The sequence below is a fragment of the Streptomyces hebeiensis genome (genome assembly GCF_052983195.1).
Genome location: NZ_CM129812.1, coordinates 2,111,631 through 2,130,635, shown reverse-complemented (window position 1 = coordinate 2,130,635; position 19,005 = coordinate 2,111,631). Strand labels below are relative to the sequence as shown.

Below are 19,005 nucleotides of genomic sequence, written 5' to 3'. Positions count from 1 at the left end.
AGGTCACTTCGTTTCTCCCGCTCATGCCGCGGTGTCGCGGTGGGTGGTGGCGTGTGGGCCCGGCCGCGGGCGTACGGCTCCCGTTCGGGCTACCCCGTCGGCCGCGGCCGGAACCCAGTGGAGGGGGTGGTCGGGACGGGCCGGCCGGTCCGGCCGGGCCCGGTCAGCACCGGGCCCGGCCCGCGCCCGCGGGGCAGTCGGCACACGGGGCTCGGGGCGGCGACGGCGCCGGGCCGCGGGCGACGGCGCCAGGCCGGTCACGGCTCGCCCCGGTCACGGCTCGCCCCGGTCAAGGCCCGCTCCCGTCACGGCCCGCCACCGGCCTGGCGACGTCGCCGCTCAGCGTGTCAGCTCGCCGACGCCGCCGCCTGTCCGGCGATCTTCTCCAGATCGGGCACCGCGCTGTCGACGTCCGGCAGCGTCAGCATCGCCAGGTGCGCCTGACGGGCCCTCGCCCGGCTGCGGGGGTCGGCCAGCACCTCACGGCAGACCGCGGCGATGCCCTCCGGCGTGCGGTCGGTGATCTCCCGGCCGATCCCGAGTTCCTGGGCGCGCCGCGCGTTGTCGTACTGGTCGGCGAACTGGGGCAGGACCGCCAGCGGCGTACCCGTACGCAGCGACTCCCGGATGCTGTTGAAACCGCCGTGGGTGAGGAACAGGTCGACGGACTCCAGCAGCAGGGGCTGCGGCAGGTGCTCGGTGATGTGCACGTGCGCCGGTATGTCGTCGGTGTCCACGGCGACCCCCGAGGTCGACACGACGACCGTGCACTCGTCCAGCAGTCGTGCCGCCCCGATGATGTCCCGCAGCGTCGCGGCGGGGTCCGGCAGGGGGATCGGAACCGGCGGGGCCGCGTCCTTGTCCTTCTCGGCGTCCTTCTTGGCGCCGAACACGGGGAGCGCGGTGCCGATGGCCGCGAACACGAGGGGCCGGTCGGCCGGCAGTTCCGCCACCCACGCCGGCAGGACGGAATGGCGGTCCACGTCGACGGTCTGACGGTATGCCAGCGGCGACGCGGGCAGGTGCCGGGCGAAGGTGAAGGCGGGCGGAACGTAGTCGACGCGGCCGTGCCGTACGACCGAGCGCGGATCCTCGTCGGCGGGCAGCCCGTTCTCCTCCCGCAGGGCGTTGAGGCCGGGCAGTACCGCGGCGGGGTCGAGGACGTTGACGGCGCCGGACGGGGTGGTCAGGCACGGGACGCCGAGCTGTTCGGCGATCACGATGGCGCTCACGTCCATGCCGTCGCGGAGGATGAGGTCGGGCCGGAACTCCCGTGCCACGGGACGTACGGCGTCGAGGACCGACCGCGCCATGGGGCCGGAGACGGCCTGCGTGATCAGGCGCGTCATGAACGCCTGCCGCTCCTCGGCGCCCGCGTCCGCCAGCTCGGCGAGTTCGGCCAGGTGGGGCTTGATGGCCTCGCTCGGATCGAAGTCCTCTATGCACGTGGTCACCTGGACGTCGTCCTGCTCGAAGACCGGGGCGAGCTTCTGGGTGGTGGCCACCCGTACCTCGTGGCCGGCCGCCGCGAGCGCCCGGGCCAGGGGCAGTTGGGCGCGCCCGTGGGAGGGGCTGCCGAGCGTGGTGATCAGTACCCGCACGATGGGGCCTCTCTGTCAGTTCTGTCGCTTCTGTCAGTGCTGTCAGTGCTGTCAGTGCTGTCGGTGCTGTCGGTTCTGTCGGTGGGTTCTCGGGCTGCCGGGTGAGGAGGGGGCGCCCGGACCGGTCAGCTCACCATGGCCAGGGAACGGCCGATGCCCTGCCAGGACAGGCCGGCGCGCGCCAGCCGGTCGGGGTCGAGGAGGTTGCGGAAGTCGTAGACGACCGGGGCCGTGAGCAGCCCCGCGACGGCTTCCCAGTCGAGGTCGCGGAACTGCGGCCACTCGGTGAGGACGACGCAGGCGCGGGCCCCCTCCACCGCCTTCTCCGGAGTGTCGACGATCGTCAGCAGGTCGCTGAGGTCGGGGCGGGTCTTGCTCAGGGCAGGGTCGTAGGCGCGCAGTTCGGCGCCCCGTTCGCGTAGCCGGCGGGCGATGGCCAGGGCCGGTGAGTCGCGCAGGTCGGAGGTGCCGGCCTTGAAGGTCAGGCCGAGCAGGGCCAGCGTCACGCCGTGCAGTGAGCCGTGCGCCGGGCCGCCGGACCCGTCGGACAGGGCGCCGGGCCGCGCCCCTGGCTGTGCTCCGGGCAGGGTCCCGGGCCGCGCGTCGTGCGGAGCGCCGGCCCCCGGCGAGCACTCGGCCACCACCCGCTCCACGAGCCGGCTCTGGTGCTCGACGTTGGTGTCGATCGTGGCGCGCAGCAGCGGGAATTCCACGCCCGACTCCTCGCACACGGTCAGGAGCGCGTGGGTGTCCTTGGGCAGGCAGGAACCGCCCCAGCCCGGTCCCGGCTTGAGGAAGGCCGGGCCGATCCGGGGGTCGTGGCCGAGGGCGGCGACCACGTCGTCCACGTCGGCGGTGAAGTGTTCGCACAGCGTGGCGAGGTTGTTGACGAAGGACAGCTTCATGGCGAGGAAGAAGTTCGCCGCGTACTTGGCGATCTCCGCGCTCGCGGTGTCCGTCAGCACCACCGGTGCGTCGAGCGGGGCGTACAGGCCGGCGACGCGCCGGGCCGCCTCCTGCTCGGCGGCGCCGATGACGATGCGGTCGGGGTGGAGGAAGTCGTGCACGGCGTGGCCCTCCCGGAGGAACTCCGGATTGCTCACCACGGTGATGTCGGGCCGGCCGAGCAGCGCGGCGACGCGCTCGGCGGTCCCCACGGGCACGGTGGACTTGTTGACCACCACGCACCCGTGGGGGAGCGCCGTACGGATCTCGTCCGAGACGGCCTCGACGGCGGCGAGGTCGGCGGCTCCGCCGACCCCCATCGGGGTGGGCAGGCAGAAGAACACCACCTCGGCACCGGCCACGGAGGCCTTGGTGTCCTGGGTGAACTCCAGGTGGCCGGACGCCTGTCCGTCCCGGACGAGTTCCGGCAGGCGGGGCTCCAGGATGTCGACCTCCCCCCGTCGGAGCCGGTCGACCTTGTGGGGGTCGGCGTCCGCGCACACCACGTGGTGGCCGAGGGAGGCCAGGCAGGCGCCGGTGGTCAGTCCCACGTATCCGGTTCCGATGACGGTGACGCGTGAGGCGGTCGCGGCGTGCGCGACAGGTGAAACGGGCGCGACAGGATGGCCGGACGAGGGATCGGAGGAGCGGTCGGAGGAGCGGCCGGAGGAGCCGTTGGACGAGCGGTCGGACGATCGGTTGGACAAGGCGGATCACCACTTCTGCTGGGTCGGAAGCGAGGCGCGCGTGGACCGGTCCATCGGCCGTTTTCGAGGACAGAACACGGACCAGACACCGTCGTCCGGTCGGAGCAGCTGCGGAGCGGCGGCCAATGTCACCGCTCGTTGACAAAATTAACGCGATGATCCGAGGGCACGTCAACAAGTGCTGACAACGACCGTTGATTTTCGGCTGAAGAGGCTGAACTGTGAGCATGTACGGCACGGGCCCGGCGGGGGCTACAGGCGGAGGCGTGACACATGGACAAACCAGAGGACATCGAGTCCGGCGGGGCATGTCCCCAACGGGCCCGCAAATACGACGCGGCGGGCACGCGGCGGGCTCTGTTGGGCGCCGCCCTCGGGCGTTTCGCCCAATACGGCTACGACGGAACCAGTGTCCGGGACATCGCCAGGGACGCCGGGGTGGACGCCGCTCTGGTCTACCGCTACTTCGGCTCAAAGCAAGCGCTGTTCGAGGCGGTTTCGAAGGGCAGCGTCCTGTTCGAGCCGCTGCGGTGCCTGGAGCTCGACGGGATCCCGGAGTGGGTCTGCGACTTCGTGTCCAGCGGGCCCGGTGAGGACCACATGCCGCATCCGCTGCTGACGATCCTGCGTTCCTCCAGCCGGGAGGAGGCGGTCGGCCGCCTGCGCGACGATGTCACGGCCGTCTTCTCGGAAACCTTCGCCCAGCGACTGGAGGGCCCCGACGCCCAGGTGCGCGCGGAGCTGCTGGCGGCTTGGGTGATGGGCATCTCGCTGCTGCGCCTGGCCGTTCAGTCGCCGGGGCTGTCCTCGGCGCCGGACAGCGTGCTGCTGCCGTACCTGCGCGCGGGGATCGAGCCGCTGCTGAATCCGGTCGGTGCCGAGGGGTTCGGTGTCGAGAGGCCGGGTGCCGAGGGTCCGGGTGCCGACGGGAGGGGCGAGGGCTGACTGCCGAAGGCGGCGTTGCACCGGCCGTCCGACCGGCCGGGACGGCCCGCTCGGTGTACGGTCCGCTCGGCGTACGGCTCATTCGGCGTACGGCTCATTCGGCGTACGGGCCGCTCGGCGTGCGGCCCGCCACAGCGTGCGGCTCTACGACCCTGTGGCGCTACGGCCCCGGCCTCAGCAGTGCGGCCGGGGGCCGGGGCCGGCGGTCGAGGGTGTCCGACCGCACCCGCGTCACCTGCCGACGTACGCCGCGAGGTGCTCGCCGGTGAGGGTGGAGCGGGCGGCGACGAGGTCGGCGGGGGTGCCCTCGAAGACGATCCGGCCGCCGTCGTGGCCGGCGCCCGGGCCGAGGTCGATGATCCAGTCCGCGTGGGCCATGACCGCCTGGTGGTGCTCGACGACGATGACCGACTTCCCCGAGTCGACCAGCCGGTCGAGCAGGCCGAGCAGCTGCTCGACGTCGGCGAGGTGCAGGCCGGCGGTCGGTTCGTCGAGTACGTAGACGGAGCGGTCGCCGCCCTTCTCGCCCATGTGGGTGGCCAGCTTGAGGCGCTGGCGCTCGCCGCCGGACAGCGTGGTGAGCGGCTGGCCGAGGGTGAGGTAGCCGAGCCCGACGTCGACGAGCCGACCGAGGATCTTGTGCGCGGCCGGGGTGCGCGCCTCGCCGGCCGCGAAGAACTCCTCGGCCTCTGCCACCGGCATCGCCAGCACCTCGCTGATGTCCCGGCCGCCGAGGTGGTGGTCCAGCACCGACGCCTGGAACCGCTTCCCCTCGCACTCCTCGCAGGGGGTCGCGACGCCGGCCATCATCGCCAGGTCGGTGAAGACGACACCGGCGCCGTTGCAGTTGGGGCACGCGCCCTCGGAGTTCGCGCTGAACAGCGCCGGCTTCACGCCGTTGGCCTTGCCGAACGCCTTGCGTATCGGGTCGAGCAGCCCGGTGTACGTCGCCGGGTTGCTCCGCCGCGAGCCGCGGATCGGCGCCTGGTCCACCGAGATCACGCCGGCACCGGAGGGGATCGATCCGTGCACGAGCGAGCTCTTGCCGGAGCCCGCGACTCCGGTGACGACGCAGAGCACGCCGAGCGGGATGTCCACGTCGACGTCGCGCAGGTTGTGGGAGGTGGCGCCGCGGACCGGAAGCACGCCGGCGGGGGTCCGTACGGTCTCCTTGAGGGCGGCCCGGTCGTCGAAGTGCCGCCCGGTGAGGGTGCCGCTCGCCCGCAGCCCCTCGACGGTGCCCTCGAAGCAGACCGCGCCGCCCGCCGTACCGGCGCCGGGGCCGAGGTCGACGACATGGTCGGCGATCGTGATCGTCTCCGGCTTGTGCTCCACGACGAGCACCGTGTTGCCCTTGTCCCGCAGCCGCAGCAGCAGGTCGTTCATCCGCTGGATGTCATGGGGGTGCAGGCCCGTGGTGGGCTCGTCGAAGACGTAGGTGACATCGGTGAGCGAGGAGCCGAGATGGCGGATCATCTTGACGCGCTGGGCCTCGCCGCCCGACAGCGTGCCCGCCGGCCGGTCGAGCGAGAGATAGCCCAGCCCGATCTCCACGAACGAGTCGAGCGTCCGCCGCAGGGTCGCGAGGAGCGGCGCCGCCGACGGCTCCTCGATGCCACGGATCCACTCGGCCAGGTCGCTGATCTGCATCGCGCAGGCCTCGGCGATGTTGGTCCCGTCGATCCGCGACGACCGGGCCGCCTCGCTGAGCCGGGTGCCGTCGCACTCCGGGCACGAGGTGAAGGTGACCGCCCGGTCCACGAACGCCCGGATGTGCGGCTGCATCGCCGCCCGGTCCTTGGCGAGGTACGACTTACGGACCCGGGGGATCAGCCCCTCGTAGGTCATGTTGATGCCCTCGATCTTCATCCGGGTCGGCTCCCGGTGAAGGAAGTCGTGCAGTTCCTTCTCGGTGTACGCGCGGATCGGCTTGTCCGGGTCGTAGAAGCCCGACGAGGTGTAGAGCCGGTAGTTCCAGCCGCCCGGCTTGTAGCCGGGGATCGTGAGCGCGCCCTCGTTGAGCGACTTGCCGTCGTCGTACAGCTGGGTGAGGTCGATGTCGGTGACCTCGCCCCGGCCCTCGCAGCGCGGACACATGCCGCCGGTGACGCTGAAGCTGCGACGCTCCTTCACGGTCTGACCCGCGCGCTCCACGGTCACCGCGCCCGACCCGCTGATCGAGGCGACGTTGAAGGAGAACGCCTGGGCCGAGCCGATGTGCGGCTGCCCGAGCCGGCTGAAGAGGACGCGCAGCATCGCGTGGGCGTCGGTGGCGGTGCCGACCGTGGAACGGGGATCCGCGCCCATCCGCTGCTGGTCGACGATGATCGCGGTCGTCAGCCCTTCGAGGACGTCGACCTCCGGCCGCGCCAGGGTCGGCATGAAGCCCTGTACGAACGCGCTGTAGGTCTCGTTGATCAGCCGCTGCGACTCCGCGGCGACCGTACCGAACACGAGGGAGCTCTTGCCCGAGCCGGAGACGCCGGTGAACACCGTCAGCCGGCGCTTCGGTATCTCGACGCTGACGTCCTTGAGGTTGTTCCCGCGCGCGCCGTGCACACGGATCCAGTCGTGACTGTCGGCGGGGTGCGACGCGGGCGACGCGGGCGACTGCGTGTCCGTCCTGGTGGCTGTGCTCACTGTGTCTCCATCTGTCGGGTTCGGGCCACCTCGGACGGGGGGCCTGGTGGCGGGACCTGCCGGGATCTGCCGGGATCTGCCGGGGCCCGGGGCGGGCCGGAACCGGGCGCGCCGGCCGACCGGGACCGGCCCGACCGGGCCGCCTTCCCGGTCTCCGCCGACATCACCGGGCTCGATTCAACCAGCTTCGAGCGGTACGCCTGGTTCGCGGGGCCGCGCCGGGGCACGGGCGGGTCGGGGCGAGGGGGGCCGGGGGCGCGAGCCGGAGCGCCGACCGGCGCGATGGCCGGCCGGCGTCTCACCATTGCCTGAGCTAGTGCCGCGACCGGGCGAACGTTGCCGGGAGGGGCACTAGCCGCGGCGCTGGGTGAAGCGCAGCATGTTGCCCGCGGGGTCGCGGAAGGCGCAGTCGCGGACCCCGTACGGCTGGTCGATCGGCTCCTGCAGCACCTCGGCGCCCGAGGTCCGGATGCGCTCGAAGGTGGCGTCGCAGTCGTCGGTCGAGAAGATCACGCCGCGCAGCATGCCCTTGGCCAGCAGTTCCGCCATGGCCTGCTTGTCGGCCTGCGAGGCGTTCGGGTTCGCGAGCGGCGGTTCCAGCACGATCTCCACGCCGGGCTGCGACGGCGCGCCGACCGTCACCCAGCGCATCCCCTCGAACCCGACGTCATTGAGCACCTCCAGACCGAGTACGTCCCGGTAGAAGGCGAGCGCCTTGTCGTGGTCGTCGACGGCGATGAAACACTGCGAAAGTCTGATGTCCATGCGGCTCACGCTACGGGTGGGCCCCGGGGTTCGCTTCTCCGTTTCTGACCGGTTCTTCCCCGCGCCTGACCGCCTGGGCGTCAGCGGCCGGCTCCGCGTTCCTGACCGGCCGCGTGAAGATCTTGGCGACGCAGGCCGGGATGGGCGCGCCCTGCTCGTGCGGGCGCGCCCGGTACGCGCTCGGGCTCATTCCCACCAGTTCGGTGAACCGCGAGCTGAACGACCCCAGCGACGTACACCCCACCGCGAAGCAGACCTCCGTCACCGACAGGTCGCCGCGCCGCAGCAGGGCCTTGGCCCGCTCGATCCTGCGCGTCATCAGGTAGCTGTACGGGGTCTCGCCGAAGGCGGCGCGGAAGCTGCGGGAGAAGTGGCCGGGCGACATGTGGGCCGCGCGCGCCAACGCGGGCACGTCGAGCGGCTCCGCGTAGTCGCGGTCCATCAGGTCACGGGCCCGGCGGAGCCGAACCAGGTCCGACAGCATCACCGCACCAGCATCGCACGACCGCCGTCCGGCGCCCGCCGACGCTCTCCTCGGCCGCGACGGTCAGCCGGCTTCCGTCACGACGTGCCGGGCAGGAGCGCGGCGAGTTCGCCCAGGGTCCGGGCCGCCGGCGCCGGGTCGACCAGCCACTTCAGGTGGCTGCTGGTGAGCGTACGGACGTCGTAGGGGTTCTCCGGCGTCAGCGCGTCGCCCTCGCGGATCATCCGGTCCTGCATGGCGAGCGGCACGCTGGTGTCCTCGGTCAGCCGGACGTACGTCTTGGGGATCCGCCCCCAGGTGTCGGCCTGTGCCCGGTCGTCGGGTGTGCCGACGTCGAGGTTCTCGTCGGGCTGGAAGGTGTTGAGGAAGACCATGAACTCCTCGTCCGTCCCGTCGGCGAGGAAGGCCGCCTTGAAGGCCGCGAGGACGCCGGGATCGGCGATGCGGAAGTTGGAGCGCAGCAGCCCGAGCTCGGCGGGGTTCCCGACCATCGCCGATGCCAGGCCGGTGGAGTCGACCGTGGCCATCTCGGGCTCGGCGTAGTAGGCGCTGACGTCGAGGTCGACGGGGCACCAGGCGGAAACGTAGACGATGCGGTCGATCAGGTCGGGCCGCTGGTTGGCCGCGACGGTGGCCGTCATGCCGCCGCGGCTGTGGGAAACGAGGATGACGGGCCCGTTCCGCTTGGCCCGCTCCAGTATCCCGATCAGGTGCGCGGCGTTGTCGGCGAGTGTGACGCCCTTGATCGCCCCGGGCGCGGTGGCGAGCCCTCCGAGGTCCTGCGGCGCCTGATAGGCGCGCGGGTACGTCGCGGCGAACCCGTGCCCCGGTAGGTCGACGGCGACCGAACGGTGCCCGAGGAGGCCGAGTTCGGCCTGGAGAGGTGCGAAGGAGAAGGAGTTCGCGAAGGCTCCGTGAACCAGTACGAACGTCGGCTGCATCTGTCTGCACTCACTTTCCGGACTCCGCGGAGGTGCGGCGCCGGTGGGCCACACTACTCAGCGAAAGATCGTCCGCACTACCCGGACGAGCCTTCCCGCCGGCCGCTCCGGCGGAAGGCGGGGCGTGGAGCGCTGGACTGCGTGAGCGGGCACGTGAGCTGGGGCGGCGCATGCCGCGCTGACAAGAGCGGAACGCCGTTCGACGACGTCCGGCAGCGCGTCGTGCGCGACGGACCTGCCTTCGGCCGGTGTTCGTCGCGTTGTGCGCAACAGCCGACGCGAAAGATTCCCGGATCGGGATGGCCGGAGGTCGGCTCGTCGTGGGGGCAGCCGGTCGGCCGTCCCCACGACGTCCTCACCGGGTGTCCGTGGCCGGTGTCAGACGGTCAGTCGGTCGAGGATGCCGGCCACTTTCGCCGGTTCGAGCAGAAATCCGACGTGGCTGGTGGCCAGGGTGTGCACGTCGTACGGGTTGTCGGGTGTCAGAGCGTCGCCTTCGGCGATCAAACGGTCCTGCATGGCCACGGGAATCGACCGGTCGTCGGCGAGGCGGATATAGGTGCGGGGGATGGTGCCCCAGGTGTCGGCGTGGCCGCGTGCGTCGCCCGCGATCACCGCGAGCGACTCGTCCGGCTGCAGGATGTTGAGGAAGGCCCGGAACTGCTCGTCCGTGCCGTCCGCCATGATCGCCGCCTTGGCGGCGGCGATCAGGTCCGGATCGGCGGTGCGGTAGTTGGCCCGGCCGACGCCGAGTTCGGCGGGGTTTCCGACGTTCAGCGCGGCCAGTGGGGCGAGCAGGTTCTCGCCGAACTCGGGTTCCTGCATGTACTCCATGGGGTTCGCGCGCCGCACGCACGACCACGCGGAGATGTAGACGAGCCGGCTGACCAGGTCGGGGACCGTGTTGCCCACCCCGGTGACGGTGGTTCCGCCGAGGCTGGCGCCCACCAGCACCACCGGCCCGTGCTCGGCCAGTCGCCGGACGACGTCGACCACCATGTCGATGTTGTCCTGAAGGGTGACCCCGGCCAGTTTCGACGGTTCGACCCCCCAGGCTTCGAGGTCCTGCGGGGCCTGGTACGCGGACGAGTACTGCGCGTCGAAGCCGTGGCCCGGCAGGTCGACGGCGTAGCTGCGACGGCCGAGCAGGGCCAGTGCGCGCTGGACGGGAGCCCACATCAGCGAACTGGAACAGGAGCCGTGCACGAGCACGAACGTGGGGTCCGCGTCGCGGGCGGGCCGCGAAGGGGAGGAGTTGCGGGATGCGGATGTCATACGGGTCAGTCCAATGTCCGGTGGGCGGCACGGTGAGCCGCCGAAGCTGAGAGAGAAGACGAGCGCACTTGTCTGTCAGGTTGCTCACGGCTCGGAGGCGGGCGCACGCGGGCGAACTCCTCCACCGACGCCGGTCGCCGAGCGCCAATCGACTGCGGCGGCACGCGCCGTACGCGTCACATCACGCCCAGCCCGCGCTTGGCGAGTCTGCGGAACTCTCGCGTATACGTCTTGATGAGCGTCTCGGCTTCCTGGTACAGCTCACGCACGGCCGCGTGTACGTCACCGACGAGCAGTTGATCGTCCCGGGACTGGTGAGAGCGTATTTCGCCGTCCACGTACGCGGCCTTACGACGTACGCCCCCGGGCATCTCCCACAGCGTCAGCGGGTGCGCCGCCATCGACGTCCAGCGTGGCGCCGCCCTGGACATCTGCGGGGCCAGTGCCCGCCACGGTACGTCGGGGGTCCGTCCGGTGAGGGCCGGATGCAACTGGGTTCTCGCGTCGACGAACGGTGCGCAGAATCGGGTCAGTTCGTCCTGCAAGGTGTCCACCTTGGCCACGGTGGCCGCCCTGACGCTCGCACGTCCTGTGACGCGGCCCACCGCGAGGGTCGCCGCCGCGCCCGCGACCGCGCCGCCCAGGCCGATCAACGCCACCGGAATCTCTGACTGAGCCACCCGCCCCCCTCTGCGCGTGCCCCTGCGACCAGACTGATTGTCGCAGCGGTCCGGCGACAGGGAAACCATCAGGCGTCGAGGGCAGGTCACTCTCCGCTACGGAGTCGGCGTCAGGCGTCGCCCGTGGCGTTGTTCGCAACGGGCGACGCAAGAGATTCGGGTTGGGGTGTTCAGGGGGTGAGGGTTTCCGCCCGGACGGCCTGGATGAACGAACCCGGCATCGTCCCCGTCCGGGACTCCAAGAACCCGCAGGGCCCGGTCCTGACGTTCCCGATCACGGCCTTCACCTACCGGCTGCGACGTGTGCGACTGGTGGGAGAAGCGGCGGGAGAACGCGCGGCGGGGGATCGGGGAGCCGACGGTCGAGGAGCGCGATCGGCAGATCGCCGCCCACCCTCATCTCAAGCGGGTGTGGCCGCGTTGCGGGCACCGATGACGTACGAGACGTGGACGAAGTACAGGTACAAGGCGACCGTCGTCGCCGAGGGACCCGTGAACGGGACCACGGCGCGCGTCCTGCGCGGCGCGTGGGAGACGTACACACCGGGCGGCGCCCTGTACCGGTTGCGGCAGCAGGCGCACCGGATCGCCGACGGCCTCGATCCGCATCCGCGTGCCGCCTGGGTGGCGGACGCCGGGCGGGTGCTGGTGCCCGTGGGGTCGCACATGCCCGACGTGCCCTCGGCGTTACGGGCCTGGTGCGACGACCACCGGCAGCAGGAGGCGGCCCGGCGCCGGCTCGATCGTGGGGAACGGTTCACCGTCGGCGCGGCCGATCATTCGGGCCGGTACACCCTCACGGCCCAGCCGACCGAGGTGACGGCCGCCCCGTCGACCGCCCCGTCGACCGCGTCGCCGCTCGTCGCCCCCGTACGAAGGCGACGGCGTACCCGCTCACGCAGTCGTAACCGCCACCGTGCACCGAGGCACCACCTCGAAGCGCTGGCCGTCACCCTGGGGGCCGTCGTCGGGATCCTCGCGCTCGCCGTCGCGATCGGGCGCGGCTGAGGCGCGGCGGGAGCGAGAACGGCGAGCGGGTCCAAGCGCGGTTGAAAGGCGCAGGCCACCTGATGTTTGAATGCCCCGGTGAATGACATCGACGTACTCAGCGTCTTCTGCGCCGCCGACGGCCGACACGGCAACACGCTGGGCGTCGTCCGCGAGGGACGCCATCATCCGGACCGGGCGGGCCGGCAGGCGCTGGCCGCGCGGCTCGGTTACAGCGAGACCGTGTTCGTGGACGATCCCGAACTCGGCGTGGTGGACATCTACACCCCCGGCCTGCGCCTGCCGTTCGCCGGGCATCCGCTCGTCGGCGCGGCCTGGCTGCTGGACCTGGAGTCGGTGAACCCGCCCGCCGGGGAGGTGTGGGTGCGCCACGACGGGGAGTTCACCTGGATCACCGCCCGCCCCGAGTGGGCGCCGCCCCGTACGCTCCGGCAGTACGCCACCGCCGCCGAGGTCGACGCCCTGCCCGCCCCGCCGCCGGGGGAGGGGTGGCTCTACGCCTGGGCCTGGCTGGACGAGGCGGCGGGCCGGGTCAGGGCGCGGGCGTTCCCGCGCCGGGACGACGGCATCGTGGAGGACGAGGCGACCGGCGCGGCGGCGCTGCTGCTCACGGCGGAGCTGGGGCGTGCCCTGAACATCACCCAGGGGCGGGGGTCGCAGCTGATCACGGCCCCCGGCCCCGACGGTTCGATCGAGATCGGGGGCCGGGTGCGGCTGCACGCCAAGCACCGGGGACCCAGTACACACGCCGCTGTCTGAAGGTCTCGCGGCCGTAGGCCCGGCGCGGGACGCCGGCCTCCCCGTGCGGTGGGACGACGACGTGCGGCGGGAAGACGACCGTTTCCGTGTGATGGGCCGGTTCAGCGAACCGTGCGTGCCGTCGGGGGACCCGGTACGGATGTGGTGAGCCGGGGCGCCGCGTCGGTCGGTCTACGCTCGCGTCGTTGCCCGTCACGTTCGACGGGCCGGCGTCCCGGGAGGCGGCCTCGGGGTGTTCCCAGGTCCCCGGATCGCTCCGGCCACCCGCAGAAGGGACGATGCGATGGATCCCGATGTCCGGACCAGGGCCGCGATCGAGGAACACTGGCGGGCGTCGGAACAAGGGGACGTCGAAGCCGAGCACGCCATCTACGCCTCGGACGCGATCCTCGATTACCCCCAGTCAGGAGAACGATTCCGGGGCCGCGCGACGATTTCGGCGCAACGCGGCGGGCACCCTGCCCGCCGTCGGTTCATCGTCCAGCGGATCGTCGGCAGCGGGGATCTGTGGGTGAGCGAGTGTGTCATCACGTACGACGGCGCGCCCGTCCGCTCGGTGAGCATCATGGAATTCGCCCACGGGCACGTGGTGCACGAGACGCAGTACTTCGCGGACGCCTTCGGCGCGCCTGAATGGCGGACAGCACTCGCGGAGCCGATGCCGGGCAGGAACATCGCCAGGGCCTGACTCACGGGTGTTCCCGTGCAGGGAGGACGGCGAGGCCCGGGTCCGTGCCTCGCCTCCTGCCGCGCCCTCCGCGCGGACCGCCCGCGTCCCGCGCGGATCACCGCCCGGCCGCGTGTCGTTGCCGTACCTCGCTACTCCAAGGAGTCCTTGCTCTCGTGGAACAGCCCGGCGAAGCTCGTGTGCGACTCCAGGTCCCCGTACTTCGGGGTGAAGAGGTGGGCCGCCCACTCGCCGTCCGGGCCGACGTCCGTCGGGTCGAGCAGCCAGAGGTCCTCACCGCTCGCGACCTGCAGTGACCGCCGGAACAGCGCCACGAGGTCGGCGTCCGGGAACTCGTTGTCGTAGAGGTGCACGAGGCTTCTGCCCGGCCCGGTGTCGCGCATCCAGGTGACCTCTTCGCAGGGATGGACCTCGTCGATCCAGTCGCGGAGCGCGGTCCATCCGTTCGTGGTCAGCAGGAAACTGCGGTAGCTGGGCGGAAAGCGCAGGCCGAGCCGCTGCTCGGCGGCCGCCACGGCTTCCTCGGTGGCCGGTTCCGACCCCAGCCAGCCGCCTTCCTCCAACTGCTCTTCGTCGAACTCGCGGATGTCGTTGTCGTCCACCCCTTCCCGATACAGCTCGCCGTACGCGTCGAGAAAGTCGCGCCACTCCCGCGGGGTGTTCAGCGCGCGCCTCTCCTCGTCCCCGTCCGCCTCTTCCGAGCCGCTCATGTCCCGCCCCTTGTTCCTGTGTTCACGTCGCTGCCTGGTCGTACGTGGGCCTGCCATGTACGACCCGTACGGAACGCAACCTTAACCGGCGCCCCGTACGTGGCCGAGGCGGCTCCGCGAAGGTCAAGTGGCCCGGGAGAAAACGGACTTCAGCGGGCGAGGGACGTAACCCGGGAGGGCTTCACCAGTCGTGGACGGAGCCGTCCCGGAGTCGGTTGACCGGCAGGTAGGCGGCCTCGTACGGGTGCGCCGCGGCCAGTTCCTCGTTCAGCTCCACGCCGATGCCCGGGGCCTCGCCCGGGTGGAGGTGGCCGGCGGTGAAGGTGAAGGCGTGCCGGAACACCTCGTGGGTCAGCGGGGTGTATCCCGCGTACTCCTGGATCCCGAAGTTGTGCACGGCCAGGTCGAGATGGACCGCCGCCGCCATGCCGACCGGCGAGATGTCCTCCGGGCCGTGGATGGCGCTCTTGATCTGGTACTGCGCGGCGAAGTCGAAGAGCTTCCTCAGCGGTGAGACGCCGCCGAAGTGGGTGACCGCCGAGCGTACGTAGTCGATCAGCTGCTCGGTGATGAGCGTCTGGTAGTCGTACACGGTGTTGAAGACCTCGCCGATCGCGAGGGGCGTCGTCGTGTGGCGGCGGACCAGACGAAGGGCCTCCTGGTTCTCGGCCGGTGTGCAGTCCTCCAGCCAGAACAGGCGGTAGGGCTCCAGGTCCTTGCCGAGCTGTGCCGCCTGCGCGGGAGTGAGGCGGTGGTGCGCGTCGTGGAGGAGGGGCAGTTCGGGCCCGAACTCGTTGCGTACGGCCTCGAACACCGTGGGCATGTGGCGCAGGTAGGCGGCGGTGTCCCAGTCCTCGACCACGGGGCGGGCCTGCTGGTGCGGTTCGGCCTCGGCGCTGTCGGGGCTGCTGTGCACGCCGTACACGGTCTTCAGGCCGGGGATGCCGGTCTGGATCCGGATCGCCGGGTAGCCCTCGGCCAGGCGGGCGCGGACCGAGTCGAACAGCTCGGGGATGTCACGGCCGTCGGCGTGCCCGTAGGTCCCCACCCGCTCCCGGCTCGCGCCGCCGAGCAGCTGGTAGAGCGGGAGTCCGGCGGCCTTGGCCTTGATGTCCCACAGCGCCACGTCCACCGCGGCGATCGCGGCCATCGTGACGGGTCCGCGGCGCCAGTAGGCGCCCCGGTACAGGGACTGCCAGGTGTCCTCGACGCGGTGCGGGTCGATGCCGACGAGCAGGGGCGCCACATGGTCCCGCAGGTAGGCGGCGACGGCCAGTTCCCGCCCGTTGAGGGTGGCGTCCCCGAGGCCGGTGACCCCCTCGTCGGTGGTGATCTTCAGCGTGACGAAGTTGCGGCCGGGGCTGGTGACGACGACCTTCGCGTCGACGATCTTCATGAATGGGCTCTTTCTGAGCTGTGCGGTACGGACGAGGAACGAGTAACGGCGGACGGTGAACGAGGAACGGGGTACGGGGAACGGTGCGAGAAGGCGAACGGTGAACGGTGAACGCCGCGCGGCCTCGGAGTCAGCCCTTCGACGCGCCGGACGTCAGCCCCGCCACGAGGTACTTCTGTCCGAGGACCGCGGCGAGGAGGACCGGCACCGTGATGAGGCTGGAGGCGGCCATCAGACCGCCCCAGTCGGTGCTCGCGTAGGAGATGAAGTTGAACAGGGCCACGGGCACGGTCTGGGTGCGTTCGTCGGCGAAGATGAGCGCGAACATGAAGTTGTTCCAGCTGAAGACGAAGGCCAGCAGGGACGCGGTGGCGGTGCCCGGGGCGGCCAGAGGCAGGGTGATGCGCCAGAAGGCGCCGAACGCGGACAGTCCGTCCGTACGCGCGGCCTCCTCCAGTTCGACCGGCAGGCCCTCGAAGAAGCTGATCATGATCCAGAGGATCAGCGGCACCGAGACGAACATGTGGCTGAGCACCAGCACGGTGTAGGAGCCCACCATGCCCGCCTGCGCGAACAGGTAGTACCAGGGCACCAGCAGGGAGATCGCCGGGACGATGCGCGCGACCAGGATGAGGGATCCCGTACGGCGCATCCGGAACCGCCCCACGGCCCAGGCGGCCGGCACGGCGATGATCGCGGAGAGCACGGTGGAGACCACGCCGACGAGCAGCGAGTTGCCCATCGGCCGGAGGATCTGCCCCGTTTCGAGGATGCTCCGGAAGTTGTCCAGCGTGGGGGAGAACCACAGGCCGACGGTCGGGTCCGTCACCTGGACGTTCGTCTTGAAGGCGGCGGCGAACATCCAGACGATGGGCAGCGCGAAGACGACGGTCACGGCCGCGATGGCGATGCCGCGCAGCCAGGCCCCGTACCCGCGCCGGCGCCCGCCGGGACGCGGGGACGGGACGATGACGTTGGCACCCGCGCCGGCACCCGCGCGGCCCCCGGCATCGGGGCGCCGCACGGCGGAGGAGACGGTGGGGCTCATGCGGTCTTCCTTCCGGTACGGCGGCGGAGCAGGATCACGACGCCGATGATGAAGAGCGTGAACAGGGCCAGGACCGCGGAAGCGAGCCCGTACTCCTGGTAGTCGAAGGTGAGGCCGTAGGCGTAGACGTTGAGGGTCTCGGCCTCGAAGTCCGAGCCGCCGCCCGCGCCCTTCGTCGCGTAGAGGATGTCGAACGTCTTGAGCGCGTCCACGGCCCGCAGGACGAGGGCGGTGGCGAGCGTCGGGCCGAGCATCGGCAGGATGACGTACCGGAACCGCTGCCAGCCGCCCGCCCCGTCGACCAGGGCGGCCTCCTCGGGCTCCTCGGGGAGCGTGGTCAGCCCGGCGAGCAGGAGCAGCGTCATCATCGGCGTCCACTGCCAGACGTCGATGAGCATCAGCGTGGGCAGGGACTGGCTCACCGAGCCGAGGAACTCCTGCGGGGGCAGCCCGAGGGAGCTGAGCAGGTGGTTCGCGATGCCGTTGCTGGGGTCGAGGATGAGCAGCCACAGGATGCCGATCGCGACCGGCGTGGTGAGCAGCGGAACGATGAGGACCGTACGCACCCAGCGCATGCCGCGGAACGGCTTGCGCATGAGCATCGCGAGGGCCAGGCCCAGCACGGTCTCCAGCACCACGGCACCGACGGTGAAGACCACGGTGCGCTGCACGGCGGGCCAGAAGCGGCGGGAGTCGCCGAGGGCGTCGAGGAAGTTCTGTACGCCGACGTAGTTCTTGCCGGCGTTCACCGCGCCGAACGCGTCGGTGAACGACAGGTTGAGCGTGAAGACGAGTGGAAAGACGATCATCAGGCCGACGAAGGCCAGCGCCGGTGCGAGCATGGCCCACTTCAGACGCCGGTTGGCCTGCTCGAAGGTGCGGGGCGCGCGCCCGCGGGAGCCACGGGAGCCGGGTCCGGCCGCGCCGGGGGAGGTGCCGGCCGTGCGGGCCGTCGGGCCGCCGGACGCCGTGGCGGCGCCGGCCGGGTTGCCGGCCGGGGCTTCGGTCGCGCTCGTGGTCGCGTTCTTGGCGTCACGCATCAGGACTCCCGGTGGCGGTTGTCGCGGACGAGGAAGTCGTCGAACTCGGCGTTCGCGTCGCGGGCGACCGGCGCCACTGTCTCGCCGAGGATCCCGGCCACCAGCGGACGGCCGACGATGTCGCGTGACCTGCCCACCTGGAGGACCTGCGGCCGGTCGTAGCCGATGCCGCGCTCCGCGTTGATCCGCATGGTCTCCGCGAGTTCGGCCGGGAAGGCGGCCAGGGTCTTCGCGTCCGACCACGCCGACTTACGGGCGCCGGGGATACCCGCCGCCTGCAGTTCGGCCACCATCTCCGGGCTGGAGGCCCACCGGACGAACTCCCATGCCTCGTCGCGCAGAAGGGAGAAGCGGTTGATCCCCAGGCTCCAGGAGGGGATGTTGTGCGGCCGGGCCCCGGCCGGGCCGGCCGGGAACGGCGCGAACCCCACGGTCCTGCCCACGGTCGAGATCTTGGGGTCGAGGAAGTTGCTGTAGATGGCGTCCGCGTCCACGTAGAAGGCCGCCTTGCCCTGGGCGAAGATCGGCATGGCCTGTTCGAGGCTCATGTTGGTGGCCCCTGGTGGGCCCGTACGTTGCAGCAGGCCGCCGTAGTAGGCGTACGCGGCCACCGCCTCCGGCGAGCCGATGCCGGATTTCCCGTCGACGACGAAGTCGCCGCCGAAGGAGTAGAGGAAGCTCGACCACTGACTGACGGCGCCGTTGCGCTGCCCGCGCCCGACGTACCCGAAGAAGTTCCGGCCCCGGCCGGCGAGTTCGAGCGACATCTCCATCAGGTCGTCGAGGGTCCGGGGCGGCCCGCCCAGGTCCTCGACGAGGTCCTTGCGGTAGTAGAGCGCCGGCCGTTCCGTCACCACGGGGACGCTCAGCACCTTGCCGTCCGTGACGGACACCTCGCGCGGGGCGTCCTGGAAGTCCGGCCAGTCGTACGCCGCTTCGGCCTTCACCCGGTCGGTGAGGTCGGTGAGCCAGCCGTTGCGCCCGAAGAGCAACTGGTCCTGGAGCGCGCGGACCATCATGACGTCCACGTCCGTGCCGGAGGCGTTGAGCTTGACGTTGTAGCTGTTGGAAAGCTGGTCAGCGGTCAGCAGCGTCATGGAGACCCTGCGTCCGACGCGGTCCTCGAACCGCTTCAGGCGGCGCTTGATCGCCTGGGACCAGACATGGTTGATCGCCATGATCCGCAGCGGCGCGTTCGCGGAGGCGGTGCCGCTCCCGGGCGAACAGGCGCCGAGCGACACCGTGCCCGCCGCGGCGGCGGCGACGCCGGCGGCCAGCTTGCCGAAGGAGCGCCGGCTGAGGAACTGGCTGCTCGTGGACATCCTTGTCCTCGACTTTCTGATGTGATGCGTCCCGATCCATCCGATCCATCC

Annotated in this window: 17 protein-coding genes and 1 pseudogene; 5 read left to right on the top strand and 13 right to left on the bottom strand. The window is 71.2% G+C overall.

All coding sequences use genetic code 11. The features are described from left to right. Nucleotides 1-347 precede the first annotated feature (347 nt). Complete coding sequence (locus ACU6P3_RS09105; protein WP_447196682.1) at nt 348-1,601, bottom strand: glycosyltransferase; 1,254 nt, start codon at nt 1,599-1,601, stop codon at nt 348-350. 125 nt (nt 1,602-1,726) lie between these two features. Further along, nucleotides 1,727-3,112 (bottom strand): UDP-glucose dehydrogenase family protein, encoded by a 1,386-nt coding sequence (locus tag ACU6P3_RS09100; protein ID WP_447197817.1) that lies wholly within the window; start codon nt 3,110-3,112, stop codon nt 1,727-1,729. 414 nt (nt 3,113-3,526) lie between these two features. Between ACU6P3_RS09100 and ACU6P3_RS09095 the strand changes: the two genes are divergently transcribed. After that, nucleotides 3,527-4,198 (top strand): TetR/AcrR family transcriptional regulator, encoded by a 672-nt coding sequence (locus ACU6P3_RS09095; RefSeq protein ID WP_447196681.1) that lies wholly within the window; start codon nt 3,527-3,529, stop codon nt 4,196-4,198. Between the two features lie 231 nt (nt 4,199-4,429). Here ACU6P3_RS09095 and ACU6P3_RS09090 read toward each other — a convergent pair whose 3' ends face one another. The 6 genes from ACU6P3_RS09090 to ACU6P3_RS09065 all read right to left on the bottom strand — a co-directional run bounded on the left by ACU6P3_RS09090 (nt 4,430) and on the right by ACU6P3_RS09065 (nt 10,983). Then, nucleotides 4,430-6,838, bottom strand: a complete 2,409-nt coding sequence (locus ACU6P3_RS09090) for an excinuclease ABC subunit UvrA (RefSeq protein ID WP_447196680.1) — start codon at nt 6,836-6,838, stop codon at nt 4,430-4,432. Between the two features lie 351 nt (nt 6,839-7,189). Continuing rightward, nucleotides 7,190-7,603, bottom strand: coding sequence for a VOC family protein (locus ACU6P3_RS09085; protein WP_447196679.1), 414 nt, complete (start codon nt 7,601-7,603; stop codon nt 7,190-7,192). Nucleotides 7,604-7,613: 10 nt separating this feature from the next. Further along, on the bottom strand, nt 7,614-8,087 hold the full coding sequence (locus ACU6P3_RS09080; protein WP_447197816.1) for a helix-turn-helix domain-containing protein: 474 nt from the start codon (nt 8,085-8,087) through the stop codon (nt 7,614-7,616). A gap of 77 nt (nt 8,088-8,164) precedes the next feature. Continuing rightward, nucleotides 8,165-9,028 (bottom strand): alpha/beta fold hydrolase, encoded by an 864-nt coding sequence (locus ACU6P3_RS09075; RefSeq protein ID WP_447196678.1) that lies wholly within the window; start codon nt 9,026-9,028, stop codon nt 8,165-8,167. A gap of 378 nt (nt 9,029-9,406) precedes the next feature. Then, nucleotides 9,407-10,303 (bottom strand): alpha/beta fold hydrolase, encoded by an 897-nt coding sequence (locus ACU6P3_RS09070; protein WP_447196677.1) that lies wholly within the window; start codon nt 10,301-10,303, stop codon nt 9,407-9,409. 176 nt (nt 10,304-10,479) lie between these two features. Beyond that, nucleotides 10,480-10,983 (bottom strand): hypothetical protein, encoded by a 504-nt coding sequence (locus ACU6P3_RS09065; protein ID WP_447196676.1) that lies wholly within the window; start codon nt 10,981-10,983, stop codon nt 10,480-10,482. 123 nt (nt 10,984-11,106) lie between these two features. Here ACU6P3_RS09065 and ACU6P3_RS09060 point away from each other — a divergent pair. From ACU6P3_RS09060 to ACU6P3_RS09045, 4 genes and pseudogenes are all read left to right on the top strand, one after another. Next, a pseudogene (locus ACU6P3_RS09060) lies at nt 11,107-11,265 on the top strand (DUF397 domain-containing protein); the annotation flags it as partial. A 150-nt stretch (nt 11,266-11,415) separates the two neighbouring features. After that, entirely contained in the window at nt 11,416-11,991 is a 576-nt protein-coding gene (locus tag ACU6P3_RS09055) for a hypothetical protein (RefSeq protein ID WP_447198203.1), read from the top strand. A gap of 78 nt (nt 11,992-12,069) precedes the next feature. Next, nucleotides 12,070-12,750 (top strand): PhzF family phenazine biosynthesis protein, encoded by a 681-nt coding sequence (locus ACU6P3_RS09050; RefSeq protein ID WP_447196675.1) that lies wholly within the window; start codon nt 12,070-12,072, stop codon nt 12,748-12,750. 283 nt (nt 12,751-13,033) lie between these two features. After that, nucleotides 13,034-13,438 carry a nuclear transport factor 2 family protein gene (locus ACU6P3_RS09045; RefSeq protein WP_447196674.1) on the top strand — a complete coding sequence of 135 codons (405 nt, stop codon included), beginning with the start codon at nt 13,034-13,036 and terminating at the stop codon, nt 13,436-13,438. 131 nt (nt 13,439-13,569) lie between these two features. On the opposite strand, the gene ACU6P3_RS09040 is transcribed toward ACU6P3_RS09045, so the two are convergent. The 5 genes from ACU6P3_RS09040 to ACU6P3_RS09020 form a co-directional block, all read right to left on the bottom strand. Continuing rightward, nucleotides 13,570-14,148: an SMI1/KNR4 family protein gene (locus ACU6P3_RS09040; RefSeq protein ID WP_447196673.1), complete on the bottom strand. Its 579-nt coding sequence runs from the start codon at nt 14,146-14,148 to the stop codon at nt 13,570-13,572. Nucleotides 14,149-14,329: 181 nt separating this feature from the next. Then, nucleotides 14,330-15,544, bottom strand: coding sequence for a D-mannonate dehydratase ManD (gene manD / locus ACU6P3_RS09035; protein WP_447196672.1), 1,215 nt, complete (start codon nt 15,542-15,544; stop codon nt 14,330-14,332). 130 nt (nt 15,545-15,674) lie between these two features. Further along, nucleotides 15,675-16,592 (bottom strand): carbohydrate ABC transporter permease, encoded by a 918-nt coding sequence (locus ACU6P3_RS09030; RefSeq protein WP_447196671.1) that lies wholly within the window; start codon nt 16,590-16,592, stop codon nt 15,675-15,677. Further along, a complete protein-coding gene (locus ACU6P3_RS09025; RefSeq protein ID WP_447196670.1) occupies nt 16,589-17,632 on the bottom strand; it encodes a carbohydrate ABC transporter permease in 1,044 nt (347 codons plus the stop codon). Before ACU6P3_RS09025 ends, ACU6P3_RS09030 begins: the two co-directional genes overlap by 4 nt. Further along, a complete protein-coding gene (locus tag ACU6P3_RS09020; protein ID WP_447196669.1) occupies nt 17,632-18,954 on the bottom strand; it encodes an ABC transporter substrate-binding protein in 1,323 nt (440 codons plus the stop codon). Before ACU6P3_RS09020 ends, ACU6P3_RS09025 begins: the two co-directional genes overlap by 1 nt. Between the last annotated feature and the right edge of the window lie 51 nt (nt 18,955-19,005).